Source organism: Lachnoanaerobaculum orale (genome assembly GCF_003862485.1).
Classification (GTDB): domain Bacteria; phylum Bacillota; class Clostridia; order Lachnospirales; family Lachnospiraceae; genus Lachnoanaerobaculum; species Lachnoanaerobaculum orale.
This window is the reverse complement of sequence record NZ_RRCM01000001.1, coordinates 16,970-42,945: the sequence shown is the minus strand read 5'-3', so window position 1 is coordinate 42,945 and position 25,976 is coordinate 16,970. Positions and strand designations below refer to the sequence as shown.

At 41.7% G+C, this 25,976-nt stretch carries 31 protein-coding genes, 1 tRNA gene, 3 rRNA genes and 1 pseudogene (1 of these 36 cut by a window edge); 4 read left to right on the top strand and 32 right to left on the bottom strand.

Features of this window, described 5'->3' with window-relative positions; all coding sequences use genetic code 11:
- From EHW90_RS00320 to EHW90_RS00305, 4 genes are all read right to left on the bottom strand, one after another.
- Window positions 1–684, bottom strand: a 23S ribosomal RNA gene (locus EHW90_RS00320); it reaches 2,313 nt to the left of the window's first position.
- 205 nt (window positions 685–889) lie between these two features.
- A tRNA-Ala gene (locus EHW90_RS00315) sits at window positions 890–962 on the bottom strand.
- 3 nt (window positions 963–965) lie between these two features.
- Window positions 966–1,083, bottom strand: a 5S ribosomal RNA gene (gene rrf / locus EHW90_RS00310).
- 170 nt (window positions 1,084–1,253) lie between these two features.
- Window positions 1,254–2,785, bottom strand: a 16S ribosomal RNA gene (locus EHW90_RS00305).
- Together the 16S, 23S and 5S rRNA genes with 1 tRNA gene alongside form the textbook arrangement of a ribosomal RNA operon.
- A 512-nt stretch (window positions 2,786–3,297) precedes the next feature.
- Here EHW90_RS00305 and EHW90_RS13915 point away from each other — a divergent pair.
- From EHW90_RS13915 to EHW90_RS00285, 4 genes and pseudogenes are all read left to right on the top strand, one after another.
- A pseudogene (locus tag EHW90_RS13915) lies at window positions 3,298–3,693 on the top strand (hypothetical protein); the annotation flags it as partial.
- Window positions 3,694–3,954: 261 nt separating this feature from the next.
- Window positions 3,955–4,164, top strand: coding sequence for a hypothetical protein (locus tag EHW90_RS00295; RefSeq protein WP_124950312.1), 210 nt, complete (start codon window positions 3,955–3,957; stop codon window positions 4,162–4,164).
- A 65-nt stretch (window positions 4,165–4,229) separates the two neighbouring features.
- Window positions 4,230–4,466 carry a helix-turn-helix domain-containing protein gene (locus EHW90_RS00290; RefSeq protein ID WP_124950310.1) on the top strand — a complete coding sequence of 79 codons (237 nt, stop codon included), beginning with the start codon at window positions 4,230–4,232 and terminating at the stop codon, window positions 4,464–4,466.
- Window positions 4,467–4,544: 78 nt separating this feature from the next.
- Window positions 4,545–4,943 (top strand): hypothetical protein, encoded by a 399-nt coding sequence (locus tag EHW90_RS00285; protein WP_124950308.1) that lies wholly within the window; start codon window positions 4,545–4,547, stop codon window positions 4,941–4,943.
- A 43-nt stretch (window positions 4,944–4,986) separates the two neighbouring features.
- Here EHW90_RS00285 and EHW90_RS00280 read toward each other — a convergent pair whose 3' ends face one another.
- The 28 genes from EHW90_RS00280 to EHW90_RS00145 all read right to left on the bottom strand — a co-directional run bounded on the left by EHW90_RS00280 (window position 4,987) and on the right by EHW90_RS00145 (window position 25,975).
- Entirely contained in the window at window positions 4,987–5,940 is a 954-nt protein-coding gene (locus EHW90_RS00280; protein WP_124950307.1) for a cell wall-binding protein, read from the bottom strand.
- A gap of 9 nt (window positions 5,941–5,949) precedes the next feature.
- Entirely contained in the window at window positions 5,950–6,825 is an 876-nt protein-coding gene (locus EHW90_RS00275) for a hypothetical protein (protein ID WP_243113872.1), read from the bottom strand.
- Window positions 6,826–7,038: a phage holin gene (locus EHW90_RS00270; RefSeq protein ID WP_124950303.1), complete on the bottom strand. Its 213-nt coding sequence runs from the start codon at window positions 7,036–7,038 to the stop codon at window positions 6,826–6,828.
- Window positions 7,039–7,042: 4 nt separating this feature from the next.
- A complete protein-coding gene (locus EHW90_RS00265) occupies window positions 7,043–7,528 on the bottom strand; it encodes a hypothetical protein (RefSeq protein WP_124950301.1) in 486 nt (161 codons plus the stop codon).
- Window positions 7,529–7,548: 20 nt separating this feature from the next.
- Window positions 7,549–7,731 carry a hypothetical protein gene (locus tag EHW90_RS00260; RefSeq protein ID WP_124950299.1) on the bottom strand — a complete coding sequence of 61 codons (183 nt, stop codon included), beginning with the start codon at window positions 7,729–7,731 and terminating at the stop codon, window positions 7,549–7,551.
- 44 nt (window positions 7,732–7,775) lie between these two features.
- Window positions 7,776–8,120 carry a hypothetical protein gene (locus EHW90_RS00255; protein WP_124950297.1) on the bottom strand — a complete coding sequence of 115 codons (345 nt, stop codon included), beginning with the start codon at window positions 8,118–8,120 and terminating at the stop codon, window positions 7,776–7,778.
- 14 nt (window positions 8,121–8,134) lie between these two features.
- The gene (locus EHW90_RS00250; protein ID WP_124950295.1) at window positions 8,135–9,298 is read right to left on the bottom strand and encodes a hypothetical protein; all 1,164 of its coding nucleotides are present in this window, start codon (window positions 9,296–9,298) and stop codon (window positions 8,135–8,137) included.
- Between the two features lies 1 nt (window position 9,299).
- On the bottom strand, window positions 9,300–9,857 hold the full coding sequence (locus tag EHW90_RS00245) for a hypothetical protein (RefSeq protein ID WP_124950293.1): 558 nt from the start codon (window positions 9,855–9,857) through the stop codon (window positions 9,300–9,302).
- A 3-nt stretch (window positions 9,858–9,860) separates the two neighbouring features.
- Complete coding sequence (locus tag EHW90_RS00240; protein WP_124950291.1) at window positions 9,861–10,415, bottom strand: putative phage tail protein; 555 nt, start codon at window positions 10,413–10,415, stop codon at window positions 9,861–9,863.
- Entirely contained in the window at window positions 10,412–11,485 is a 1,074-nt protein-coding gene (locus EHW90_RS00235; RefSeq protein WP_124950289.1) for a baseplate J/gp47 family protein, read from the bottom strand. The genes EHW90_RS00240 and EHW90_RS00235 overlap by 4 nt, the downstream gene beginning before the upstream one ends.
- Window positions 11,466–11,900, bottom strand: a complete 435-nt coding sequence (locus EHW90_RS00230) for a DUF2634 domain-containing protein (RefSeq protein ID WP_124950287.1) — start codon at window positions 11,898–11,900, stop codon at window positions 11,466–11,468. Before EHW90_RS00230 ends, EHW90_RS00235 begins: the two co-directional genes overlap by 20 nt.
- Complete coding sequence (locus tag EHW90_RS00225; RefSeq protein WP_124950285.1) at window positions 11,897–12,226, bottom strand: hypothetical protein; 330 nt, start codon at window positions 12,224–12,226, stop codon at window positions 11,897–11,899. Before EHW90_RS00225 ends, EHW90_RS00230 begins: the two co-directional genes overlap by 4 nt.
- A gap of 1 nt (window position 12,227) precedes the next feature.
- Window positions 12,228–13,445, bottom strand: a complete 1,218-nt coding sequence (locus EHW90_RS00220; RefSeq protein WP_207667024.1) for an XkdQ/YqbQ family protein — start codon at window positions 13,443–13,445, stop codon at window positions 12,228–12,230.
- 8 nt (window positions 13,446–13,453) lie between these two features.
- The gene (locus EHW90_RS00215) at window positions 13,454–14,119 is read right to left on the bottom strand and encodes a LysM peptidoglycan-binding domain-containing protein (RefSeq protein ID WP_124950283.1); all 666 of its coding nucleotides are present in this window, start codon (window positions 14,117–14,119) and stop codon (window positions 13,454–13,456) included.
- A complete protein-coding gene (locus EHW90_RS00210; protein WP_124950282.1) occupies window positions 14,103–16,274 on the bottom strand; it encodes a phage tail tape measure protein in 2,172 nt (723 codons plus the stop codon). The genes EHW90_RS00215 and EHW90_RS00210 overlap by 17 nt, the downstream gene beginning before the upstream one ends.
- A 157-nt stretch (window positions 16,275–16,431) precedes the next feature.
- A complete protein-coding gene (locus EHW90_RS00205) occupies window positions 16,432–16,875 on the bottom strand; it encodes a phage tail assembly chaperone (protein ID WP_124950280.1) in 444 nt (147 codons plus the stop codon).
- A 13-nt stretch (window positions 16,876–16,888) separates the two neighbouring features.
- Window positions 16,889–17,323, bottom strand: a complete 435-nt coding sequence (locus tag EHW90_RS00200) for a phage tail tube protein (protein ID WP_124950278.1) — start codon at window positions 17,321–17,323, stop codon at window positions 16,889–16,891.
- A gap of 10 nt (window positions 17,324–17,333) precedes the next feature.
- Complete coding sequence (locus tag EHW90_RS00195; protein ID WP_124950276.1) at window positions 17,334–18,440, bottom strand: phage tail sheath C-terminal domain-containing protein; 1,107 nt, start codon at window positions 18,438–18,440, stop codon at window positions 17,334–17,336.
- Window positions 18,441–18,442: 2 nt separating this feature from the next.
- Window positions 18,443–18,883: a phage tail terminator family protein gene (locus EHW90_RS00190; protein WP_124950274.1), complete on the bottom strand. Its 441-nt coding sequence runs from the start codon at window positions 18,881–18,883 to the stop codon at window positions 18,443–18,445.
- Window positions 18,883–19,302: an HK97 gp10 family phage protein gene (locus EHW90_RS00185; protein WP_124950272.1), complete on the bottom strand. Its 420-nt coding sequence runs from the start codon at window positions 19,300–19,302 to the stop codon at window positions 18,883–18,885. Before EHW90_RS00185 ends, EHW90_RS00190 begins: the two co-directional genes overlap by 1 nt.
- Window positions 19,295–19,645, bottom strand: coding sequence for a phage head closure protein (locus EHW90_RS00180; protein WP_124950270.1), 351 nt, complete (start codon window positions 19,643–19,645; stop codon window positions 19,295–19,297). The genes EHW90_RS00185 and EHW90_RS00180 overlap by 8 nt, the downstream gene beginning before the upstream one ends.
- Window positions 19,642–19,929: a head-tail connector protein gene (locus EHW90_RS00175; protein ID WP_124950268.1), complete on the bottom strand. Its 288-nt coding sequence runs from the start codon at window positions 19,927–19,929 to the stop codon at window positions 19,642–19,644. The genes EHW90_RS00180 and EHW90_RS00175 overlap by 4 nt, the downstream gene beginning before the upstream one ends.
- 46 nt (window positions 19,930–19,975) lie before the next feature.
- A complete protein-coding gene (locus EHW90_RS00170) occupies window positions 19,976–21,112 on the bottom strand; it encodes a phage major capsid protein (protein WP_124950266.1) in 1,137 nt (378 codons plus the stop codon).
- Window positions 21,113–21,125: 13 nt separating this feature from the next.
- Window positions 21,126–21,782 carry a head maturation protease, ClpP-related gene (locus EHW90_RS00165; protein ID WP_167456740.1) on the bottom strand — a complete coding sequence of 219 codons (657 nt, stop codon included), beginning with the start codon at window positions 21,780–21,782 and terminating at the stop codon, window positions 21,126–21,128.
- Window positions 21,772–23,028 carry a phage portal protein gene (locus EHW90_RS00160; RefSeq protein ID WP_124950262.1) on the bottom strand — a complete coding sequence of 419 codons (1,257 nt, stop codon included), beginning with the start codon at window positions 23,026–23,028 and terminating at the stop codon, window positions 21,772–21,774. The genes EHW90_RS00165 and EHW90_RS00160 overlap by 11 nt, the downstream gene beginning before the upstream one ends.
- Before the next feature lies 1 nt (window position 23,029).
- Window positions 23,030–24,151: a terminase TerL endonuclease subunit gene (locus EHW90_RS00155; RefSeq protein ID WP_330507711.1), complete on the bottom strand. Its 1,122-nt coding sequence runs from the start codon at window positions 24,149–24,151 to the stop codon at window positions 23,030–23,032.
- A 148-nt stretch (window positions 24,152–24,299) separates the two neighbouring features.
- Window positions 24,300–25,253, bottom strand: coding sequence for a GIY-YIG nuclease family protein (locus tag EHW90_RS00150; protein ID WP_124950260.1), 954 nt, complete (start codon window positions 25,251–25,253; stop codon window positions 24,300–24,302).
- Window positions 25,254–25,291: 38 nt separating this feature from the next.
- Entirely contained in the window at window positions 25,292–25,975 is a 684-nt protein-coding gene (locus EHW90_RS00145; RefSeq protein WP_243113871.1) for a terminase large subunit domain-containing protein, read from the bottom strand.
- Window position 25,976 lies beyond the last annotated feature (1 nt).

Below are 25,976 nucleotides of genomic sequence, written 5' to 3'. Positions count from 1 at the left end.
ATCGCCCTATTAAGACTTGGTTTCCCTTCGGCTCCGTATCTTTAATACTTAACCTCGCCTGTACATGTAACTCGCCGGACCGTTCTACAAAAAGTACGCGGTTCACCTTTCGGTGTTCCACAGTTTGTAAACATAGGGTTTCAGGTTCTTTTTCACTCCCCTCCCGGGGTTCTTTTCACCTTTCCTTCACAGTACTATACGCTATCGGTCACTGACTAGTATTTAGCCTTGGGGGGTGGTCCCCCCTGCTTCCCACAAGGTTTCTCGTGTCTCGTGGTACTCCGGATACTGCTGGATTCAATACATTTTCCCTTACACGGCTCTCACGCTCTTTGGCCCGCTTTTCCAAAACGGTTCAGGTAATATATCTTACTCGTATTGCAGTCCTCTACCCCGCAGTGCACGCACCACGGTTTGGGCTCTTACGATTTCGCTCGCCGCTACTTTCGCAATCACTGTTGTTTTCTTTTCCTCCGGCTACTTAGATGTTTCAGTTCACCGGGTTCCCCTCTGTACGTTATGTATTGGCGTACAGATACTTGGAGTTTATCCAAGTGGGTTTCCCCATTCAGACATCTGCGGATCACTGAATATGTGCTTCTCCCCGCAGCTTTTCGCAGCTTGTCACGTCTTTCTTCGGCTGTCAGTGCCTAGGCATCCACCCTACGCTCTTTATGTTTAACCTCTTAAATCTTTTAGATTTAGTGTTTTGTATGACACTAGCGTGTATCATACACTATGTTTAAAAATTTATTTTTTGTTATTAAATATCAATCACTTTAAAGTAATTGATACCTCGGATGTCTAATTATAAAATATTTATATAATTTCTCGTTTGGTATGCAGTTTTCAAGGTACATTTATAGTTAAAGCTTTCAAGCTTTAACTATGGAGATGGAGAGATTCGAACTCTTGACCCCCTGCTTGCAAGGCAGGTGCTCTCCCAACTGAGCTACACCCCCATAAATTGGCATCCACCTACTCTCCCATACCGTCTCCAGTATAGTACCATCGGCCGACCAGGTCTTAACCATCGTGTTCGGAATGGGAACGGGTGTATCCCCTAGACGCATCGACACCAATAATGTTTGATTTTAGTACCATTTCAATTTAGTACTAAACAGTACTCACAACCCCTACTAAAGCCTTTAATGATGTTCTATCATACTCACTTCGTTCGTATGAAGAACTACTTTTTCACTAGAATTCAAACCTCGCCTTCGGCTCGTTTTCATTAAGTGAAAAATGTATAGAAAGGAGGTGATCCAGCCGCACCTTCCGATACGGCTACCTTGTTACGACTTCACCCCAGTTATCCTCCCTGCCTTCGGCAGCTCCTTCCTTACGGTTAGGTCACTGACTTCGGGCATTGATGACTCCCATGGTGTGACGGGCGGTGTGTACAAGACCCGGGAACGTATTCACCGCAGCATTCTGATCTGCGATTACTAGCGATTCCAGCTTCATATAGTCGAGTTGCAGACTACAATCCGAACTGAGACGTTATTTTTGTGATTTGCTTGACCTCGCGGCTTCGCTTCACTTTGTTTACGCCATTGTAGCACGTGTGTAGCCCAAATCATAAGGGGCATGATGATTTGACGTCATCCCCACCTTCCTCCGGATTATCTCCGGCTGTCTCGTCAGAGTGCCCATCTTACTGCTGGCTACTGACGACAAGGGTTGCGCTCGTTGCGGGACTTAACCCAACATCTCACGACACGAGCTGACGACAACCATGCACCACCTGTATCCCTTGTCCCGAAGGACTAGCCTCATTACAAAACTATTCAAGAGTATGTCAAGATTTGGTAAGGTTCTTCGCGTTGCTTCGAATTAAACCACATGCTCCACCGCTTGTGCGGGTCCCCGTCAATTCCTTTGAGTTTCATTCTTGCGAACGTACTCCCCAGGTGGAATACTTAATGCGTTTGCTTGCGGCACCGAAGAGTTTACCTCCCCGACACCAAGTATTCATCGTTTACTGCGTGGACTACCAGGGTATCTAATCCTGTTTGCTCCCCACGCCTTCGAGCCTCAACGTCAGTTGTCGTCCAGTAAGCCGCCTTCGCCTCCGGTGTTCCTCCTAATATCTACGCATTTCACCGCTACACTAGGAATTCCGCTTACCCCTCCGACACTCAAGCCAAACAGTTTCCAAAGCAATTCATGGGTTGAGCCCATGCATTTCACTTCAGACTTGCTTCGCCGTCTGCGCTCCCTTTACACCCAGTAAATCCGGATAACGCTTGCCCCCTACGTATTACCGCGGCTGCTGGCACGTAGTTAGCCGGGGCTTCTTAGTCAGGTACCGTCATTTTCTTCCCTGCTGATAGAGCTTTACATACCGAAATACTTCTTCACTCACGCGGCGTCGCTGGATCAGGGTTTCCCCCATTGTCCAATATTCCCCACTGCTGCCTCCCGTAGGAGTTTGGGCCGTGTCTCAGTCCCAATGTGGCCGTTCACCCTCTCAGGCCGGCTACCGATCGTCGCCTTGGTGAGCCTCTACCTCACCAACTAGCTAATCGGACGCGGATCCATCTTATACCTATAAATATTTTACCCCTGCACCATGCGGTGCTGTGGTCTTATGCGGTCTTAGCGGAAATTTCTCTCCGTTATCCCCCTGTATAAGGCAGGTTATCCACGCGTTACTCACCCGTCCGCCACTAAGTCTACTAAAATTCCATCCGAAGACTTCCTTTTAGCAGCTTCGTTCGACTTGCATGTGTTAAGCACGCCGCCAGCGTTCATCCTGAGCCAGGATCAAACTCTCATATAAAAGTTTAATCTAGCCTGTCGCTAGCTTGCATCTGTTTTCACAGATCTACTGTTTTTTAAAGGTTTTAAATTCTGTTCGAATCTAAACGTTGTTTTCTGAAATCTCATTACATATCATATGTAACACCATCGTCTCGCTGCGCTCGACGAGGTGCGCTATTTTTCTAAATTCGAACTACGCTACGCTTGTTCTCATCAAGAAAAATATGTGAATTTTCAGGGTTGTGTGTACTGTTTAATCTTAAATTATCATGGTTCATTGTTGCAAAGAATAAACTCATTTCACTTAGTCGTCTAAGTTTTATTCTTCATAAGCAACTTTTATATATTACCAAACTTTCAAAATTTTGTCAACAACTTTTTAATTATATATTTCAAAAGTCTTGTTTTCATTTTAAAAATTTGTCTGCCTCAGAGGCAGTGGTATAATAATACAGCACCTTACTACTATTGTCAATAACTTTTTTAATTTTTTGAAAATTATACTTTTTTAATTTTTTTGAATGAATTATAAGAGAAAAAATAAATCTTACTTTAGAGGTTCTTGCCTAAAGAACTGTTGATGCCGGACATGCGATTCAATTTGAGAAAAAGTTTTATAATATGATAGATTATAAGGGAGTGCAGATCCATTATCGAAAAGGAACAAAAGTTATGCTTATCAAGGCATTTGATAGGTCTTTGTTTGCGTGCGTTAATAACAAAGATATTTATGTGCCGAAGGAAATACCAACCCATAAGTCTAAGGATCTGAATCCTGATTACAAAAAACATAGAGAGTCTTATATTCCACTAATGAATCAACCTTGTAGAAGAAGTGCCTTGCAAAACAAAAAGCCTTGTAAAAACAAGACCTTTAAAACAAAAAGAGCGCGAGACGGGACTCGAACCCGTCAAGGCTGTTTTTGAAAAAGCACGATATATCAAGCTTTTTCGCTAAACGCTAGATTTTAAGCCATTTCTAGCTTTGTTTTTTATCTTTAAAAAGAAATATTTTTCTTGTTTTTCCGATATATTTCTAAGATGTATCACACGATATATCACACGAAAAAATTTTTTATAAAAATCTATAAAAGGTATTGACATTACCCTATATATAGGGTATAATAAAGACAGTTAAGAGCGATACAGGAAAACAACAAAGAAAAGCAAATTTTGGAGGATTTAAAAATGAAGAAGTACACAGTTAACATGGTAAACAGCGTAGAGATGGACGAGGCAAACAACAAGTTTTACATCGCAATGGACGACGGAGCAAAATTTGAAGTAAACCTTTACAGGTTATCAGACGAGGACATCGAAGGACTTAAGACAGTAGAAGGATATGACGAGGATCCGGGAGTTTTTGAAAGACTTATGGAAGTAGCAGAAGAAAGATAAATAAAACTTAAAAACGCAAGCCGCCGAAAGGTGGCTTGCGACAAAAAGACAAAGGATATATAAAGATGATAAGGTTTAAAATTGATATTTTGGCAGCATTAAAAAAGGCGGGGTACACTCAAACAGTGCTGCAAAGAGAAATCCTTTCAAAAAGTGTTGTTCAGTCGCTTAAGGACGGTGGGAATATCACACTTGATACGCTCAACAAGGTTTGTTGCCTTGCAGGCTTGCAACCGGGCGACATTCTTGAGTATGTAGAGGTACCTGAGGAAAAAGAAAAAATAATACAAAATTATTTATAAAAAGCTTGACATTACCCTATATATAGGGTATAATAAAGACAGTTAAGAAAACAAAACAAGCTTTTAGGGGGTTTAAAAATGTTAACAGAGGTTCAATACAATACTTACATGAATGATAATTTAGAGGTAAATCCGGTTAGTTGGGCACACCATGACGCGGAAGACGATAGCACACATTATGAGAATGGAATTTTATACTCCGTATGCGTTAAAGGGGTTTTCTTTTCAGAGTTCTTCTCATTAAATACAATTTTAAAGAACCCAAAATTTGACTACAAGGCTTGGGCAATTGAAATATTGACAGAAAAGATTGAAAATCACTTTAACGAAGTTGGAGATAGGACGGATTTTTTCACTGTTGAAGAACTTGAAGATAAAGATTTTTCAAAAGGATCGTTTGAGCTTATGGAAGAAGAAAGAAAGAAATACATAAAAAAGCTAAGCTCTGACGACATCCACGCACTTACATGGAAGTAGTCAAAAAAATAAGGCAAGGGGATTAAACCTCTTGCCTTTTCTTCTACTCTGCTATGCCTATACTCTCAACATCTGCAGGTACGCTCTTATACTCTTCTACAAGCTTACCACTATCGTCCACCTTGTAATATACACTGTCCGTCAATATATACACATTCTTGGCCATCACTCCCGATTTAGTCAGATAGTAGTCAACCCCATCAAGTTTTAGCCACTGGCCTGAAAGCATAGCGCCGTCGGCAGGGTTCATATAATACCAGTCGTCCTCGGATTTGAACCACCCTGTTATCATATTGCCCGAATTATCAAATACATAATAACGCCCGTCAACCTCTGCCCATTGGCCTTTTATCGGTCCACCTGTTATGATGTACTGCCATCTGTCGGCAACTTTTACCCATCCGCTTCTTGATGTTTCATTGTATGCCTTGCAAGCCATATATGCGCACCAACTGACATACTGCTCGCACCAATAGGCGGGGTGGTCGCCTCCGCACTTTTCTTTATACCAAGCACCATACTTAGTATAATTCTTGTCCCCTCTATTGCCGTGCTTGTCCTCAAGATTTGTGTTGCTTGCCTTCTCTTCGTATCCCACCTCTTCAAGGGCGACTTTTACAAATCCCCCAGCTGTGCAAGTATCCTCGCTAAAAAACGGACTGCAAAAACAATTAATTCTATTTGCTCCGCCCACTTCCGCAATCGCAAAGCTGTATCTTTTCTTTGCCACGCAACCGCCGTTGCGGTCGAATGCGATTGATGAAGTATTACCCTCTACTGTCTCAATGTCGTATCTATCATTATCTTTATTTACACTTACCACTATACCCACGTGCGACACTCTTTTTAATTTTGGGCTGTAAAAATATACCTTGTCCCCAAAATGTGGGATTTTCCCCATTCTGCCCTTTTGGGCAAGTAGGCTTTTACCTGAAGGGGTATATTGTGAGTAGCTTCCACCAAGTAGCTTCTTGCCTGCTGTAAATGCATTGTCCATATCGTCCTCCTATCCAAGATTTTTTATTATTTCTTTTTCTCTATCGCTAAGTTCCCAATAAATTCTTTGCTCCTGCTCCCTCGCCCTTTGCTCCCTCGCCCTTTGCTCCCTCGCCCTTTGCTCAAGCGCCCTTTGCTCAAGCGCCCTTTGCTCAAGCGCCCTTTGCTCAAGCGCCCTTTGCTCTGATATTAAAAAGCCTGCACCAAAAAGTGCTTTCTTGAGTGGTCTTTGACTATCAAGCGACCTTGTAAAAGATACATCTTTGTCTCCAAAGAAAAATTCAAGACCTCTATTGACTAATTTTGCAAGCCTTGCAGAAGTAATTACGTGGTGGGGGTATTCGTATTTTGGTAAGCTTGGCTTTTCTTCAACTTCCTGCGCTTTTATAATAGCAAGTCGTAACTCTTCAGCACTTCTTATCTTGTATTTGTCCATGTTGGTGATGAAAGAAGTGCGCACTTCAGCCCCATTTTCATATATAATTTTTGAGTCGGTAACAATAAAGGATCCTGAGCGGCTTGAAAAAAGTGTTAGTTGTGGCGCAAATAAAAAAAACTTAACTTCTTTTTCTATATAGTAATTAACAATTTTTGTTAATATCGAAAATGGCGGATTATCTATCACGACACAATCTGCAGGATAGTCATAGCTTTCATAGTCACCACCCGGATAAAATGGCCTTACTACCTCTTTGCCCTCAAGGCCGTATTCTTTTACAGCCCAATTTTTTACCGCCTCATATATTGCAGGCGGAGTGTAGCAGTCGTCTGTGGTCTTTTTTGGCTTAAATTTTTCTACAAATTCATCATATGTCTTGCTTTTCGGCATTATTTTTGAATTTCCTTTCCAAATTAAAAAGAGGGCCTTGCAGCCCTCAAACTTCAATTATAAATTTTTTAAGTCCTTGTAATATGCATTTGAGCTTATGCCAAGTAGCACACCTAAAAAGGTATCTACTGCAGTAATCGTTCCCACTACCTGCTCGCCGTGTGGCAGGTTCCAAATGCTTGCAAGCGCAAAGTAAAGTGTTCCGACTGCAGGCAATAAAAACTGCGCTACCCACTTTAAAAAATCATAAGTATTCTTACTAAACTTCATCTTATTACTTCCTTTCTTTTACTTCTCTGAATTTTTCTTTTATAAACTCCGTTTCACCGTCAATATAGTGATTTCTTATATTGTGCCTTTCACAATGGTCGTAATACCTACTGACCACTCCCAAAGCACTCTCAAATTGCTTGACTGAGTACTCTTTACCAAGTCGCAAATTTTCTGAAAAGTCAATTATTTGGTTGCGCATATCGACCGCCCTTTTGTCGTTTGTCTCTTCCTCAAAGCGTGTGAGCCTGTCGCTTATGTCCTTAACCTCTTCTTTTACTTGCGCACTCTGTAATGCTATTTCGTCAAGCTTTTCTAAAGTTTCTCTATTTAAAATCGAACCCATCCACCTGAATACATGACTAAGCGGATGCAGGGGGATTTTTTTATTGAATTCTATAATTATGCTAATCGCACCGACTGCCCATGCCACCAAGGAGGCTATATCTTTCACTTGTAAGGCTAAAAGCCATTCATTTAAAGGTCTCAAAGTAAAATCCCCCTTCTCTTTTACTCTTCTATATGCTCAGCATTTGACGGCGTTGCAAGTGGCGCATTGTCATCAGCAAGTTCTGGGTGTCCTTTTTCTTTTAAAGACTTCTTAACACCCTTCTTGAAAATCGGCAGGATATCTCTGTATCTTGTCTCCCCCTTAATAATTGCAGTTGCAAATAAGTCATAAATTGCTTTCATTTTTGTATCTCCTTTCTAAATTAAAAAAGACTGCTTAAACAGTCTTAACCTTCATCTTCTTCGCCCTCTTCAGGCGGTGCAAGTGTGGCCATCATGGTGGCATTTGCAAGTATGGCCTTTCGCATCTCTTCTGTCTCTTCTGAACGCTTGCGATTAAGCTCTTCAAGATGTTGCTTTGTCGCTTCCACCTCTGCCATAAGCTTTGCAATGTCGGCCATCGGAGTTGCGTGAGATACTGCCGTATGCTCTTCTTTGCTTGTGTCTATACTGTCTATGATATGGCCGTCAGGTACTTCAAAAGTACCGATTTTCAAAGCTTCCAAGTCCGACTGTTCGGACACTACCGCCAAGACATCACCGTTTGACCTGTATAATATAGTGTACTTCATTGTTGCCTCCTTTCTTAATTTAAAAAGTCTATTTTTGTAATTTGGACAGCGCCTGCAAAGACATCTGACCCTCTGTCGCTATTACAGTAAGCGCCAAAACTTACAAAAGTTTGCTCGTTTATATCCGCCACATTCAGTACAATTTGACCAGTCCGATTTATTGCAGGGCTTGCGGTGTCTTGCCTCAAAACATCTATTGCATCAACCTTGCCTGCTCCTGCTACGTCAATCAGCCTTCTTGTGCTTACACGGGCTACATACGCCTCCAAGGTCGCATAAGGATTGCCTTGAATATTTGCTAGTGTTCTGTAGCTTATAACAATTTGCCTAAAAGGCGTTAAATTTATAGATTGCGACAGTACACAGCCAATACGCCTTGATTTCAACCCAGGAAAGCCAGTGGACAAATTAAAATTCATACCGCCGTTATATATGCCTGCATAGCCATAATTTTGATTTAAGCTATAAGCAAAATACGTGCCGTTTAAGTAAAAACCCTTATTCGCCACTCCCGATGCTAATTCATTATCGAAAGTGGCACTATTAAAAACCGTTCTACCCGACTGCAAATCGGGCATTGTGCCTGCGAATTTTACTCCGTGTTTGCTTGTTGCTGTAAAACCTCGCATAACCTTATCTGCAGTTACATCGCCTAAATTCACCGCGTCAATGCATGTGTGCGGATGTCCGTCCGGACGATTGTAGTAGCCATTTCCATGTGGAAAATCAATCCAGAACACGGGATTGTTTGTATCGGACCACCAATCTATTCCATATGCTGTTGATTTATTAGCCCTGTAATTGCTGTCCTGAGTGTTAATTGATTTTATCTGCCCTTGCTTACCCGCTATGGTAAGAGTATCAAGCATTTTTGACCTGTCTACCCCTACAACTTGTGCAAGCACCTCATAAGGTATAGCCACACAGGGCTTGTATTGACCATTCTGTAAGTAAAAGCCTTGTTCCATTCGTGCCAAAAACTTTGAAGCCCAATAGGCGTTCTCAAAGCTCACTGTATCCACCATATTTCCGCGGTTGACCATAGATCCCTGTACAGGCTCATCATTACTGTCGCTTGTCAGTGCTGTATATCCCTGCAGTACGTGTTCTCTTCTTGCTGTCACATCATCAGAAGTCACTCCACCAACTCCACCCGACATCAATATCGCATCAGCCATGTCAACCTCCTTTCGCCATCAGCCATATGTCCTGTTGTGGCTTTTTTCTAAAGCATTTTATAAGTATACCGCCATCATCTGTCTCAATCTTATCTATACAGCTGTAAGCTTTCCAGGAAGCTTTTATTACTCCGATATCTGTGACATTTGACGGCAAAAAGTGACTTATAACGGGGGTATCTGTCGCTTTCATGCCCGACACGGCTACACGCAAAGTATAAGGCGCTGTACTTGAAAAGCTTGCAGCAGTCACTTTTATAGTCCTTGTCTGCTTAAAAAAAGCATGTACAAATTTAAGGCCTCCAATAAGGGCACTTAAAATCCCTTTTATGCTTCTTTTTGCCTCAATCTGATTTAAGTCAGATATGGCCATCTGTTCCACCCAAGCAGGCGGTAACTTCACATCTGCTATCGCTCCGTCATTTGCGCTTACTTTGCCGTCAGATAGCTCTTTCAACTTTGAGTCGATTATATCCATAGACGGATTTATCGCTTCTTCTATATTTGCAAAATCGGATAATTGTGGCTTATTTAATTGATAAAATCTCGTTTTTTGCATTTTTTATTCCTCCTGCCATTTTTTGTCGCCATAAAGACCACCCCACTTTTCTGTAGTAATCTCTGACCACCTTAATTGTTTAAAACGCTCCCATCTGTTAAATAGTGCATACACATTCACAATCATATTCGCAGGCGCTCTCTTTCTTATCAGGTCGGCCACTACGTCAATCATGGGTATTGATACAAGTTTTACACCGCAATCAATCAGGTGCTTTGAGTTATCCACTTTTAACTTATAGTTATCCGCACCGCACACAACCTTTAATACTTCATCAAGCTTATTGATTGTGTACGGTAAATCGGACACATGATAACCCCTTATGCGGTTGACTCTATCCTCTAAGCTGTCAGCCAGATTTACTACTATATGTAGCAGCTCTTCCCACTGTGCGCACTCACTCTCGTCCATTGTGGCTAAAATCCTGTTAAGTTCTTCTCTTTGCAAAGATGCCCACGCAAGTCTTAAATACTTATCATAAGTCTTTGCAATCTTTTTAAACTCCTCTATTTCCGCTATGTGAAGCGGTAGATATTGAAGCGTATCAACTTCTATCATATCAATGCCACCTCTCCAAGCTTTGGAATTTCGTCACTTTGTAAAGTCAAGTTACTGCTGTTTTTATTCAAAGAAGTATTATTCACATCAAGCACACCCTGTACATCTAATATAGCCGACTCAAGTCTTGATATATATATAATTGCTTCGGTATGCTCATCGCCTTCCTTCCAAGCCTCTGCGATACCCTTAAGATACTCTTTTATTTTTTCTTTTATCTTTTCAGACAAATTACTGCTTGAGTATCCTGCCGCGTAAGTTATTTGAGTACTTACACTTATAACCACTTCTTTTACTGACTCAATAGTCAGATTGTGGCCAATCGGTGCCCAACCGTATCCGCTGCCTTTTGCGGGTACCGCTTCCGCTCTTATTTGACCTATAAGATAATCACTGACTGCAGTATAATCTGAAGATATCAATACAGCTTTTACCGTGCCTGCACCCTTCCAAGTCGGATATATCTTTGAACCGCCTATGCCTTGTATACTTGCAAATTTCTCCTTGTAAGCCGCGATATTGCCTGCAAAGCTTTGAGATGTAAAGCTTTCAATGTATCTTTTATATAAAGACTCTTTGCTTTCGTCATCATCGCCTGCGACAAGTAGCTCCGTCACCTTTGCGCTCTCAAGTCCTTCTGTAAAGTCGATTGGAATAAGGTCACCCCTTAAGTCGTTCGGGCCTGCTCCCGTCTCTTCCACTATCATCTTATATTGATGCAAAGTATCATTTATAACCTCTACAGCTCTGTAGTTGTATCCCTTCAGGCTGTATCTGCTGCCAATCGGCACCGCCACATTGAACTCCGCTTTTACATAAGCATTAGTGGCCTCTTTTCTGAGTATGCCTCTGTCAAGTGCAATCATCTCAAGATGCTCAAGGTCTGCTGTGCCGGCGTGGCTTTGCTCTATGATATAGTCAAGCTGTATATACAACTTTTCAATCTCGTAAGCCAAGGCGGATAAGGCATTGTATACAAGACTGCCTTCTACCTTTATGACTTCATCGCCTATGTCGCTTTTGGTATCTGCTAAGATACTTTTGTAAGTCTTATCTTCGTACACTCTCATCCACCTCCAAACTTCCGAACTTTGTCAATACTCTGAATTTTATATTCAAGCTGTCGGAGTCTCTGACAACTTCAAAATCTTCTACACTTTCGATATAGTCGTTCATAAGAAGCGCGTCTGTTATTTCGCTTTCGCAATCGGTATTTATATACTCATCACTAAGCACATGCCCGAAATATTGTTCCAGTGATGTACCGTAATCGCTTGAGTATATAGCGTGCCTGAATCTTTCAGTGTGCATACAAAGCCATACCCATACTTTTATAGCTTCAAGCCCTTCCACTATCTTGCCCGTAAGCTGTCCTGTAGTGAAGTCTATGCCGTACTCGCGCGGTACCTCTATAACCTTGTTTCCTTCGCTTTCTGCTATATCTATATTGCTAAGCTCCTCTAAGAAGGAAGGTAAGATACTCATAGCTTCACCATCTTTCCAAGTACAAGATAAAGACTTGATGTGTAGTCGGTCGGGTCGCTTCCTTTTACCTTCATCACCGCCACTTTATCACCTGCCTTAAGCGGGCTTATATATGTACTTTTATCTATCAAAGCACCACCCTCAGGGCACTGACCTGCCACGGCGCTTGCAAGCTTCACGGTTAAGGACTCATCAAAAAGAAGGTCTTCAGATGTAAGTATAAGGTCGCCGATTTTACACGAGCTTTCGCCGACCATCTCTGCAAGCTGTATGCCCGCCGAAGGGTCTCCTTCGGCTCTTTCTAAAAAAGCATCAGTCCAACTCATATCATCCACCTCCGTTCCTTGCTCTTGATTCCGCCACAGCTTTTCTTATAGCTGCAATCTTTTCTTGCCTCTTCTTTTCGCCTCTCTTCATGCCCTTGCCCTTCTTTTTGCTCTTTTCTTTTGTAGCTTTCTTCTCTTTTTGCTGTGTACCGCTCTTAGTCTGAGACTTTAAGTCCTTCTTTTCCTTATTCTTTTCTTCTCTCTTTTCTTTCTTGAGCTCTTCTTTTCTCTTCTCTTCAGCCTCATCCTTTGCACTCTTAGTATCCATCAAGCTGTCGAACCTAAGTTCAAGTTCCATCTTATATGTGCCGTTTTCAAATGTGTGAGTATCTGAAGATATCCAGTATTTACCCGATAAGCCCGTTGCCGTATCTTTGACCTCCACAAAGTAGCAAGACAAGCAATTTATATCGCCTATCGCCGATATTTTTATAGACTGAGACGGCGTTATCTTTAAAAGATTATTTGCACCTGTGGTTGGATCCACGCCGTCTTCTTTTGAGTATATCTCTTGAAAGACGCCGAACTTTTTCAAGCTTTCATCGTCTTTCGCCTCTCCGATTTGCTTTCCTTTATCATCGAATATAAGAATTTTATTTTTAATTTCATCCATAGTTTCAGATATACTACTCGCAAAAATATTCGAATTTTCAGAAAGCGTAAAGCCTTTTACAGCCCACTCCGTCTTATATACTCCAAGTCCGCGCTTATATATCATCGCAAAGTACTTATCGCCCGTGATGCGATGTGCTCTTGTATATGCAGCCATCACGATGTCATACATCTTCATCTTATCGCATATCATACTTGAGATGTTAACTCCCGTAGAATGCAGGTGTCTTATCGGTACTTGTATATCTGCACATACTTGAGCCACTATCGCCTCGGCTGTGAGGTTTTTGAAGTTATATTGACCTGTGCTTTCAAGCAGATGCTTCATCATGTCATAAGCTGTAAAGGATATCGTGCCCGTTTGGCTTGATTTTTCTATGCCGAAAATTTGACCAAAAAAGATTTCACCTTCCTTCACATCCTCAAGTGATATGTAGTCACCTGTAGAAATGCTCGGTAAATTTACAGTATTATCGTAAGGCGCATTTATATAGTCAAAATCTACACTTCTTGCCGCTTCACTTGCCGAGCCTTTCCACACTATCCTAGATACCGCGTTCGTGATGTTATATATAATTCCTGTATCTTTTATAAGATTTATCTTCATGCATAACCTCACGGAATTACTAGGACTGTGCCGTCTCTTATAAGATTTGGATTGCTACCGATAATGCCTTTATTTTGCTCATACAAAGCGTGCCAATCTGAAGAACCTGTAAGCTTTCTTGCGATTGAGCTTAAACAGTCGCCACGCTTTACTGTATAGGTTTTCGGCTTTTCCCTTGTATCCTCTCTTTTTGTAGCATCCTTTGAAGCTGTATCAGCTGCAGTCTGTGAAGTATCTCCGCCCGTGGCACCTGATTCGGCCACCACACTTGACTGACTTATCGCTATCTTTCTATGCTCTTTTAAAGTTATAGAAAAGCTTACATCTCCCGTGCCGTCATCTTCTCCCCACTCGAAAGAAGTTATCCTACAAGCAAAATTTATAGGCGTTCCTGTAATTATTATTTTTGTCGGGCCGCCTGACATTATTCTTTCTATCTGCTTGACATACTGCATAGGATTTTTAATTCTCCTAAATTCGCAGTATCCGGAGTTATACCGCTTTGGAAAAAAGGAAGAAAAGGAGACTGTTCTCAGTCCCCTCATTCCGCCAAGGTCTACTTCTCCCAAAGCATTTATATTTACAGTCTCTACTCCCCTACTTCCTTGGATTTTGTATTCTGAAGGAAGTACAGGGAAGCGTATCGGACTGCTACTCTTAAGCCATATTTGCACTGAAACTCATACCTCCTCTATTGTTCTTAGACGCTACAACTCTTCTTGCTACAGCATCGCCTATCTTTTCTATGTCTGCCTCTTCCCTTACAATGATTTGGTCGGCCAACTTTGGAATATTGATATTAGTACTACCGCCTGCCTTGCCCATTCGTACGCTTTCATCGTGCGGATATATCCTTGAGCCGTGTGGAAGGTCGATAATCTCTCCACCTTTTTCGCTTACCTGCACTAATCCGCCCATCCAGTTAAGGTCACCTGTGGCTTTTGCAGGTACACTGGCAGCAGAGGACTTTCCACCACCCGTCACAAAGCTTGCAAGACCTTTCGCACCATCGATTACACCACCAATCGCACTTTTTAAAGTATTGAGAGGTGCCATAATCATCTTTACTATACCTGTAAAGAAGTCTTTTATACCTTGCCAAGCCATCTTCCAGTCACCTGTGAAAACTCCTTTTATAAAAGTTATAAGGCCTTTAAATGTTTGCATAATGCCTTTAACATAATCAATAATGCCGTTTATCAGTCCTGCAAATGCCGATATCGCGATACCTGCCGCCGCTGCTATGCCGTGTCCAAGTACATCAAGTACCACCGCTCCGACCTTTTGAATAATTGGAATTAGTGGCATTATTTTCGCTTTTATAGCTTCAAAATTAGCCTTCAGCTTCTGCATTGTCGGAGATGTGGTATTTAATGCAGCCTTAAAGGTATTAAAATGCGTAATTATTGCAATCACTACCACCGTAATGCCAACTATCGCGGCTATTACAATGCCCGCGGGTGACGCTATCGCCGCTATTGCGGTTCTTAAGATACTTCCGCCTGCAGAAAGTCCACGGAATCCTCTTGTAGCTATGCTTGCAAATCTTCCCAACTTTGCGAAAGCACCACCGACTTTGCCGATTGTGCTTACTGTTTTACCGAACAATAGAATAGCAGGTCCGACGGCTGCTGCCATCATTGCCCACTTTGCAATCTGCTTTTGCTGTTCAGGACTCATTTTGTTAAATTTATCAAGTAGTTCTGTGATTTTATTTATAAAAGGCACTACCGCATCGGCTATGGCGGAACCTGCACTGTACTTAAATACGTCAAAAGTTGACTTAAGTTGTTCCATAGCACCACCCGGACCGCTCATAAGTGCATCGGCCATTTCTTTCGACGCACCTGTCGCACCTTCTATGCTGTCTTTATAGCCTTGCAATGCTTCGGTTCCCGGACCATTTATCAAGGTTACCCACTTCGCAGCTTGATTCTTTCCAAAGATAGCGGCTGCAGCGGCAAGCTGCTGTTGGTCACTAAGACCTGCAAAGCCTTTTTGCAAAGTTCCAATCGTCTCAGGCATCGACTTAAGACTTCCGTCTGTATTGAAAACATTTATGCCCAAAGCCTCCATCCATATTGCGCCTTCTTTTGCGGGGCTTGCAAGTCTCATAAGACCCGTATTAAGTGCGGTAGCACCCTCAGATGCTCCAATGCTATGGTCACCAAATACGCCCGTAAGTACAGCCAAATCTGAAAAACTCCATCCGACTGTATTTGCGGTTGAACCTGCAATACTCATAGCATCAAACAAACCTGTAACATCCGTATTGGCCTGTGCTTGCGCTTTGGCCATCATATCAGCATAATGCGTCGCCTCATTTGCATCCGCTCCGAAAGCTTTCAAAGTATTTCCAAGACCGCCCGTAACCATCGTAAGGTCTGAAGCCGTACCTGCTGCAAGGTTCATAGCAGGCGAAATCATATCCGCCGCCTGTGCCGCATTAAAGCCTTGTCTTGCAAAATTCAAAGAAGCATCTGCCGCATCCTTCATTCCGAAAGTTGAATTTGACGCCGCTGTCTTTATCGCACCTTCAAGCATCTTCGCGTCTTCGGACGTGCTTCCCATTGTTTTTCCCACGAGTTTCAAGGTCTTATCTACTTCGCCGAACGACTTAAAAGAAGTGGCGCCAAGTCCCACTATCGGAACTGTGACGCCTGCCGTAATCTTCGCGCCAAGGTCGCTTATGCCCTTGCCCATCTTTTCGACACTCTTCCACGCTTTAACACTTGCAGCAGTACCGCTTGAAAGCGTACCCATAGCCTGCCTGAAACTGCTTGAAAAATTGTCTAAAAACCGAAACTCAACATCTACTTGCCTTGCCATCAGTACGCCTCCTCTCTTTCTCTAGCTTCTTCTACTTCTTTTCTGATAAAGTGCTTTATAAGCAATTTGTCAGAAAAATGCGCATCAAAAAAGACTGAAGGGCTCCAGTGATGATTTACAAATAAGTAAAACATCGCCTGAAAATCCGCATCAGTCTCTATGAGTTTTTTACATCGTCGTAGTCAATGCCCTTTTTATCTTCTTTGTCGTCTTCGTTAGCACCAAAGCCTGACAATGCGCCGATTCTCTCAGAAATCTTTGTAAGCTCACCGCCAGGAAATAATATCTTTGCCAAGTCCTTCGGGCTTGCCGCATTATAATACTTCTGCAATCCTCCATCTTTGAGATTTGGATCTACACATCCCTTGACCACTATCATTGCATGTGCGTCATAGATTTTACTTCCATCCATTCCGCCCTTCTCCGTTGACGCACTTGAAATAAGTTCGGTATACAAAGAACCCGACAAGGCCTTTACGGTAATCTCCACATCTTCACCTGCTATCCTTGATAGGGCTTTCGCCTTTATCTTCTCAGTAGGTACCTCCATGAGCTTGTTTCTATCAAGCTTCATAAGCTTTTCCATTAAAGAATTATTCATTTTTTATTCTCCTTTACGCGTCTATATTGTCTAAGTAATCCCAGTCTTCAAAAGTGAAGCTGTAAGATTCTTCTGTATTTTTCTGCACTTCCCAATCCATTAAAATGGCTTTATCGAATTTGCAGTGATAAAAGACTACTCTTTCGACTCCAAGGGCATCCGGATCTGATAGCTTTGTAATGATTTTAAAGTCGGGGGTCTGTCCTCTCTTTACCCTGTCAGATATCATTTTTGAAATGTTGCTTCTGACATGGTGAAGCTTTATGCTTCCCTTGCCTTCAAGCTTTGTCATCTTCTTACCTGCGGTCAGGCTTCTGACCATAGAGACATCTGTATAAGACACAGTTACTTCGCCCTTGCAAGATACGACTTCGCCGATATACTCATCGTCAAGCCATACTTCACCCCATGTTCCGTTTATTACCTGATTTGATACAAACTTCTGCATATGCACCTCCTTATACTGTAATCTTCAAAGTCACATCTTCGATCGCATCAACTAAGGACACTACAGCTTTTAAAAAGACCTGTGAACCTGTGTTCGCTCTCTTTATTTCGGCATCGTTACAATCATCAATATCCTTCTCACTTCCGTCTTCCAAAACTACCTTCTTGCCCTGTGCCTTTAGCCACTGCTTCTGTCCTTCAATATCAATCTGACACTGTCCAACATCAAGCAATCCGTCATTTACAAGTCCCATAAAATAAGCATTTATGGCGGTTATAAGTAAGCACTTGTTATCATATGAGTTTGAGAACTTACCGATATAGTTGTCCTCTATAGTCTTTCTGGTGTCGTCCTCCATCATGTCCATAGTCTCAACAAGCTTTATCTTTTTAAAGCTGTCACCCTTATCTGCCGATGTGGTAGTAAGTGAAGTCACAGCACGATTAAGCTTGACTTTCTCCCCGTCCCACAATGCTATAAGCTTACCTGCTCCGACTGCCTCGTCCTGCTCGGCCTTTGTAAGCCTGCTTACATCTACAAAGTCCTGCAAGGGTGCATATGTACCCGATACAGTAAGGCCTGTGCCTGCTAAAAGTCCTGCGATTCTTGCGCATCCCTGTTCGGGTGTTAATGCCTGCTCCTTTGTTCTGTACAATGTAGACGACCAATTTATAATTCCTTCGCTGTCTGCTGCCACCTCCGGCAGTACTACTTTTACAAGGTTGTGTTCGCTTCTTTGCTTCTTTGCCCATGTCACAATATCCTGCACCTTGTTATCAGTTTTCGCGGTCGGTATGGCCATGTATGTGAATCTTTCGTTCTCAAAGTACTGCATCATGTCCTTGTATGACTTTGTCATATCCTCAGCCGTAGGCATAACATAGACGATAATGTACTTAGGCGCGTGACTGTATCCGATTAGCGCATCCTTAACAAACTGCTCATTTTCAGCGCTTAAAACGCCGCTTGGGATATCGCTAATACTCATAACCTTAAAAGTCTGCTGTCTTGCACCCTTTAGGACAAGGGCTACAATTCCGCGCTCGCCTCTTGTAACCGCACTTGCACCCTGCTCAGTAAAAGCAATCGTGATACTTGGTGATGTGAGTTTACTCATTTTTATCTTCCTTTCTTTTCTATAATCAAAGATATATCCGTGATAAGGTCGCCGTCGTGATACTCTGTGCTTTCGTACCACTCAAGACCAAAAGAAATTTGCGGTATATTGCCGTGGTCTTCTATATATTCATGTGAGTAGTCGCTTACTAAAAGTTTCCTGCCACCCACATCCAAAGTCATGTCTAAGACTTCAAATATATGTTCTATTGCACTCAGTGCTTCCACCTGTTTTATAGTTTTTTGCACGAACGTAATTTTTACAGAACACGACTTTTTCAATATGTTTTTACTCTCACGACTAATGCCAAGCGGCACGACCTCAACGAAAAAATACGGCGGCACTGCATTATCTACAGTGTCGGTCCCGTATCTTTTTACATCCGGATATTCTTTTTTTAAAATTAAATTTACTTCTTTGATAATATCGGCATATGTAACCATTAAAACCCCCTATCTGCTAGAAGCCTGTTTGCAGCCTCCTGCATCTTTTCGGGATATTTACTTTCGTACTCTGCTCTTGTCTTTTCTGCATAGTGCTTGCCCTCTACAAATCCGCCTGTATCCACACCGTGTATAAATTTCCTGTGGCCGTTTTCGACAAGGTGGAAGTGCGGCGCCTTGTTTGTGACCTCAATGCTTGAAATAATGCCCAAGGATGTATACTCTTTCTTTGTTTTCCACTTTTTCAAGCTGTTTTTACCGTCCTTGTAAGTGGAAGGCATCTTGCTATTACAGTCTTTTGTCCACTCTCTGGCCGTCTTTTCTACAGCCTTGTTGAGTTCGTCGGGTGCTTTACTTATCAGGCCTTGCATATCAGACATGAGCCCTTCAAGTCCTATAAAATTTACACTCTCAGCCATCCGCACTCCTTTCCGTGTGGTCCATACTTTCAGTACACATAAGCTCCAAATAATAAGAAGCCTCCAAGGGATTGACAATATAATTTATAAGAAACTGCCTTCCTTGATACTCAATTACATCTTTTTCAGTAATATCCGTATTCCTGATTGTAATTTTGTATACAAGCTTGCTTGTTGTCTTATAATGTTCTAATTGTTCATTGCCTCTCAGTGGTCTTATCTCCGCCCACACCTTTTTATACAAACTCAGAGTACTTATGATATTTGCAAGCTCATCTTCGCTCTCTTTATATCTTAATATGCTTACTCTCTTATTAAGCCTTCCAGGGTTTATACCTTTCATACATCCACCTTAAGCGCTTTTTTAAGCTGTAGTTGTAAGATGATACTTCCGAACGTGTACTCTATCCTTTTTCGTTGCTGTATATCAGATTGCATAAGCTCTCTATTGTCATACATATTTTGCACTATCGCACAAAAAAGAAGATTTGCCGTCTTATCCTCTTCGTCGTATTCGCCTACAGCGGACACGATATATTCTTTCGCCGTCTCCATTATCAAAGATATGAGTCCGTCATCGTCGTCGCCGTCTACTCTTAAGTAGTCTTTGACCGTTTCAATCGTCATAGGCTAATACCTCCTAAAAAAGCCCCTGCGGATGCAAGGGCTAAAATTATGGTGTTACTGTGATAGTTCCGTTCACGAAAGCATCGGAATCCTTGACCTTGCAGTCAAATCTTTCGATACCTCTAAAGAGTGTTAGATCCATCTCAAATGCATTGAGCTGACCAACTGCTGCGGTGTTGGAAGTCATGATGCTAAGTTTCTCTCTGTCAAAAATCTTTACAGCTTCCTTCAAATCGCCGATAATGAATGGAATCTTATTGGTCTTTGTTGTCAAAATTGCATTTGGTACAACCTTTACAGGTATCTTTCTTGCCCCTACCGCAAGCACCATCTGCATTGGGTTCTGAACATCAGGACTAAGCAAGTATCTGCCGTTCTTATCTACTAAAGTATCAAGGTAATTAAGCCCATCATCGTTAGTCACGATTGCAACCCCTCCGGCATATGCAGCACCTAAGGTGACATTTACAGCCTTCTTGATGCCGTCAATGTTCTTCAGATCTGTTTCAGCCTTTGTCGCGATTGCTGTAAGGATTTGAGCATTCTTGGTCGCAATATCCTCTTCGGCAAGCCACTTTGTAAGTACAGCAGTAATATTTGCATCTGAGTCAGCCAATAATTCAGATGTTACAGGCATGTAACCTGCATACTTTTTAACGGCGTACTCTAAGATCTCAAACTGTGGTGTATTATTGCCCTGAATTTTTCCAGCCTCTGCCACAGCTTTAAAGCCCTCGGCCTGCGCCTTCTTCTGAAAGGTTCTTCTACCGCTGCTTGTCTTTACTGTCTCCACGTCAACAAGGCTTTCAAGTGAGAATGTAGCTTTCTTATACTGATTGATTTTTGTCTGAATATCTTCAGGTACTGTATAGCCGCCATCAGCCTTGGTGCCTTCAGTCATTGTATTTGTATAAAATCCATGTCTTGCAGCCTCCGCAAAATCATGAATAGGATCTGTTCCCGTACCGCTTGTAACCTGCTTCACACCTGTGGCATTTACAACTCCATTGGTCATACCGGACTGCTCACCCTCTATAATATCCTTTAAAATATTATACTTATCCTGAAGTGCTACAAGCTCCTCTTTTGCTGCCTTCGCTTCCTCTATTTTCCCCTGCTCTGCCAAGTTCTTTACTTCAAGTTTCTTCGCATTTATCTGATTAAGTAATTCCTGCAAATTCATATTTTTGCTCCTTTCACGCCCCGAATTTATCAAGGTCTTTTAACAAGTTGTTTTTTTCTTCTTCAATACCAGCCTTCTCGGCTGTATACTGCTGTATCATTTCATCAGTAATCTTTAAATTTCCCATATTGTTTGTAATTACTGACTGCCCGGATTGACTTATAGCATCTATAAATCCCATTTCTACAGCCTTATCGGCTGTTATCCATGTTTCAGCGTCCATCATCTGAATGATTTCGTCTTTGCTCTTGCCCGTCTTTTCGATATAAGCACTTGCTAAAGCTTCATCCCACGCTTTTAAAGTCTCAGCCTGTTTGCTAAGCTGTGCGTGATTGCCACTTGTAAAGCTTACGCTAACATCATGTATCATAAGCATTCCCACGGGTGATATTGTGCTCTTGCCCGCCATTGCTATGACGGATGCAGCAGATGCCGCCAAGCCTTCGACTTCAATATCTACATCACTACGACTTCTAAGCACGCTATAAATCTCCTGACCTGCTAAGACATCGCCACCGCCCGAATTTATCTTAACTTGCAACCTGTCGCCCTTTGGCATCTCTTCGATTGCATCAAGTACATCCTTCGGAGTTGTACAGTCATAGCCGAACCAGTCGTATATTTCTTTCATCTCATTACTGACAATGTCGCCTTTTATCTTAAGTATCATCTTCGCCCTCCTTTCCGATATTGTATGCAGCGCCGACATGTGTAAGCGGTACATAATTGCCATTTACAATAAGCACATCACCGCCGTCCTTAGAGGGTAAGTCTAAAAGATGCCTGCCCTCATTTGGGGTATATATGCCATTTTGTACTGCCGATGTTATCGACTGCATTTGCGTTTCCATGTTTGCCCTGAGCAAAACCTTTTCATTAAATTTGTATACAAGTCCGTCCATTCTCTGCTTATCAGTCAAGCACTTGTAATTGATTTCCTGCTCGTACTGATTGAGTCGGTACATCATTGTATCCACTAAGAAGCTAAGCTGTTGTGACTCTGAATTAGAGTAACTGCTCTTTTCATAGTCATTTATTTGATTTGGCTTAACTCCGAAAGCCGCCGCAATCTGTAAAGCACTGTACTTCTTTAGCTCCATATACTGGGCATCTGCAAGTGTGTATGTTAGTGGCTCTAACTTCATGCCTAAAGGAAGCGCTACCACCTTGCCTACGTTCTTTGCTCCTGTAAGCAAGTCATTATATTGCTTCTGTAATTGACTTCTCAGCTTTTCATCTAAGTCGCCCGTGTACTGTAAGACACTTGAAGCAGTCAGTCCGCTTTCATATAACTTTTCAAGATACCTTTGAGAGTATCCGGCACCATCAATCGTGCTTTTCAGGATGTCTCTCACCGATATTCCCATCACTCCATCCCACGACAGCCAATTTTTTATATGCAGAACATCTTCTTGCCTAAATACTGCAGTCTCACCGTTTTGGGGATTTGTGAATTTATAGTACAGCTTTCCACGGTCGCCAAAAACTCCCACATCATCCATGTATACAGTCACACAATCGGATTTCATAATCCAGTAAGCCGTCTTTTTGATTTCACCCTTTTGCAGTCCACCTTTATAATCTCTTTGTATCCATGCGTAAGCGTTGCCGTAATGTTGGCAATTGGCTTCCATAGTCGACCAAAAAGTCGACGGTGTCATTACGCTATTAGGCCTGTACAGCAATATGTCCGCTGTCGGAGCTCTTACCCTGCCACCTGACTCATCCTCTTGATAGAGTTTCAAGGGCATCTTGCCCATAGTCTCAGATAAAACCTTTAAGCAAGTAAAGTATGTTGTTTCTGCTAAGGCTTTCGGCTTATCTGTATCAATTCCAAGCCACTGCAGGAGCCTTTCGCTTGCCGTGTCCACCGATTCGGGCATAAGTAAATTTTTTAAGCTATTAAAAAATCCCATTTTAACCTGTCATTCCTTTCAAAAAATTCTCTATGTATTCGTTATAGCTTTCTGACTCGAAATCGTGATATAAAGCTAATTTAAACGCTCCCAAAGTAGCATCTACGGGGTCGATTCGCTTAGTAGTTGCGTCTTTGTCAATCTTTATCAAGCCGTTATTTGTCCTTATGACTGCATTAGACATCGCATAATTAAATAAAGGGTTATGTAAGTAAACCACATTGCCCGAATAAACTTGCTCCCTAAATCCTTGAGTAGACTCATTTAAACTCTTATGGCTTTGATAAACTTCTTCGACTGTGTATCCCTCATCTGATAAGTCCATCATCAATTTTGAAGCATTTGCGGGGTCGAAACACAAGCACTGTATATCAAGTTGATATTTTTCGCATTCATCAAGGACGTAACGCATTACAGTCGCTTGGTCGACAATCGGCGTATTCGTCAGCGTCAAGTATCCCAAACGCTCCCAAGCGTCATACGGTACCTTATCTTTTATGATGTGTTCTCTCAGCTTGTCCACTGTCGGGATAAAGCTATGTGTCCACACTGCATAATTGACTATCTTCTTGCCACTACTGTCCAGTTTATCGGTCTGAAATGGCACAACAAAGGCGACCGATGTAAGGTCGATTTTTGACGACATATCAAAACCGACGTACACTGGTCGCCCTCTTAGGTCGATAGGGAACTCCTTGACTTCGCAAGCTTTCCATTTTTTCATATCCATGTAGCCGTTGTTTGCAGCCGATACCCAAATATTTAAGACTTTAGTCATGAAAGCTATCATTTTTTCAGGTATTTGCTTGGCTATCTCATAATCTTCAGCTATCTTTTTTACACCTTCTTCATAAAAAGCCCTTATCGGGTTTGCTTTTTGCCACGTTTCCAATGCTCCAGAATCGTCACCCTTATCAGCTTCGCAAATATCAATAAAATATTCATCATTTTTTACGTCTACATCAGGATCTAAGACCTTTGAGCAATAATCGTACTCTTGCGTGTAGCAAGGATAAGTTAAATCCTTACCCGCTGTGGTGATTATCGTAAGCATTGGCTCCTTGGTGTTTGAGCCAAGTCCAAGGTCGTAAAAATCGGTGGTCGGGTGTTGGTGGTATTCCAATTTGTTATCTTATCGGCTCTTTATCCGATAATTCTTATAGTTTCCTATAAGTTCAGACTATATTTTCACATTAAAAAAGCACCCTTGTCGGATGCTCTAATGTGTCGAGGGCTCTTGGTAGGATTATTGCTCTCTTAACGCTCACCTACTAGTCGTTACAAATGCAGTTGATTGCTGCACTCTCGGTATTAACATGAACCATTTTGCAATATTCTGTGACGGTAGTTCTATGTAATCCTAGTTCTTTAGCTATGTCTTTAACCTGCATACCATTAGCCCTTTTTTCAAGGCACAATTTTACAAGTTTTTCTTTATGTTTGTTAAAAAGGTCTGTTGTATACCTCACATAGCTTGTACTAGATATTCCATATTTTTTCATTATTTCATTTTTAGGAATTCCTTTTTCAAAGTCGCTTCTAACATTTTTTATTATGTTTTTTCGCTCCTCTTCGTTTTTCAAAAAAATTGCTTTTTTCTCTGCAATCTCTTCTTTTTTCTTTTTCCTCTCACCCTCAATGTTTTTTTTGATATCAGCATTCAATTCAGGTAAAACCCAACTCCAATTTTTAGCCGAAGCTATCTTGTTTACCGTTGAAATAGTAACATTGTATTCCTTTGCAAGCTCCGCTTGTCTAACTCCCTTGGTTAATGCTACTTTGATATTCTCAACATCGTTTACGGTTAATTTATCACTACTCGCCCTGTTGTGCATTCTTATCCATTCAATAAACTCTGTCGACTGATGCTTACCAAACATTGGATTTCCTTCGCCTTTTCTTGCTTCTTTCGACTCTTCGCACCATTTCTGGCCTTCTGAGCCACCGCTCTCACGGTTGTATCCCTTTGCTCTGTTTGTAGAATCGAATTTCCTAATCCAATACTGTTCTCTTTTATTTAAAGCATCTACATCGCACAATTCAATAGTTTGAAAATCTATGTGCTCCTTGTATAGATTAAATGCATTTTGTAAGTATGTGTTTTTATGAATTCCTAAATTAAGGAGCCTTTTATGAGTCCTTAATCTGCGTTTTACATCAACGCTTTGTCCTATGTAAACTTTTCCGTCATAAGTGTTTTTAATAATATATATTCCAGATTTCATATAATCACCTCTTTATATATTATAACACTCTCAATCTATTATTTCAATATATGGTTTTTAGCCTTCACCGATGCACCTCGATTTATACTCGACAAATCTCTATCGAGTATCAAGCATGCAGGGTTAGTGCCATCTCCCGTCTTACCATCCTCTTTCGATAGTGGTTTTATGAAGGAACCTGTTTTTATATGCACGATTTCGTCACGCTTGAAATTGAATTTTGACCGCAGTATTGAGCCTTTAGTCATCAAGTTGCACTCATTAAATACAATTTTTGACTGCTCTCTCTTCGTACCTGCAGTGTATACTTCGTATGTCTCCATGTTTTTTGTAGCCTGTATGGCTATTTCATAGAGCGCTTCGCCTGCTTCCATTTGAGATTTTGCATTTTTTCTCCCAACTTCGGTAAAACTCTTTTTAAATCTCTTCTTTCCCGTCTCTCTGTGTACCCAACCATACAGCTGGCAAGCTCTGAACTTTTGCCACATAGTTAAATCTATCGGCTTACCTGCTAAAGCACCCTTTGAATGTCTCAGCAAAGCGAACCATGCGACAATTTTGTTTGCATTGTCTTCACTCCAAATATAAGGAAAGTCGGCTGTGCCTACTCTTTCCAAGTCGTCAAGAAATCTTTGACATGCCCACTTGTGCTTTTGCCCTGACGGGATTTCATCCGCTAAACAGCTCCTTGCGTATTGCTTTATATCCTCTAAGTGACTCATA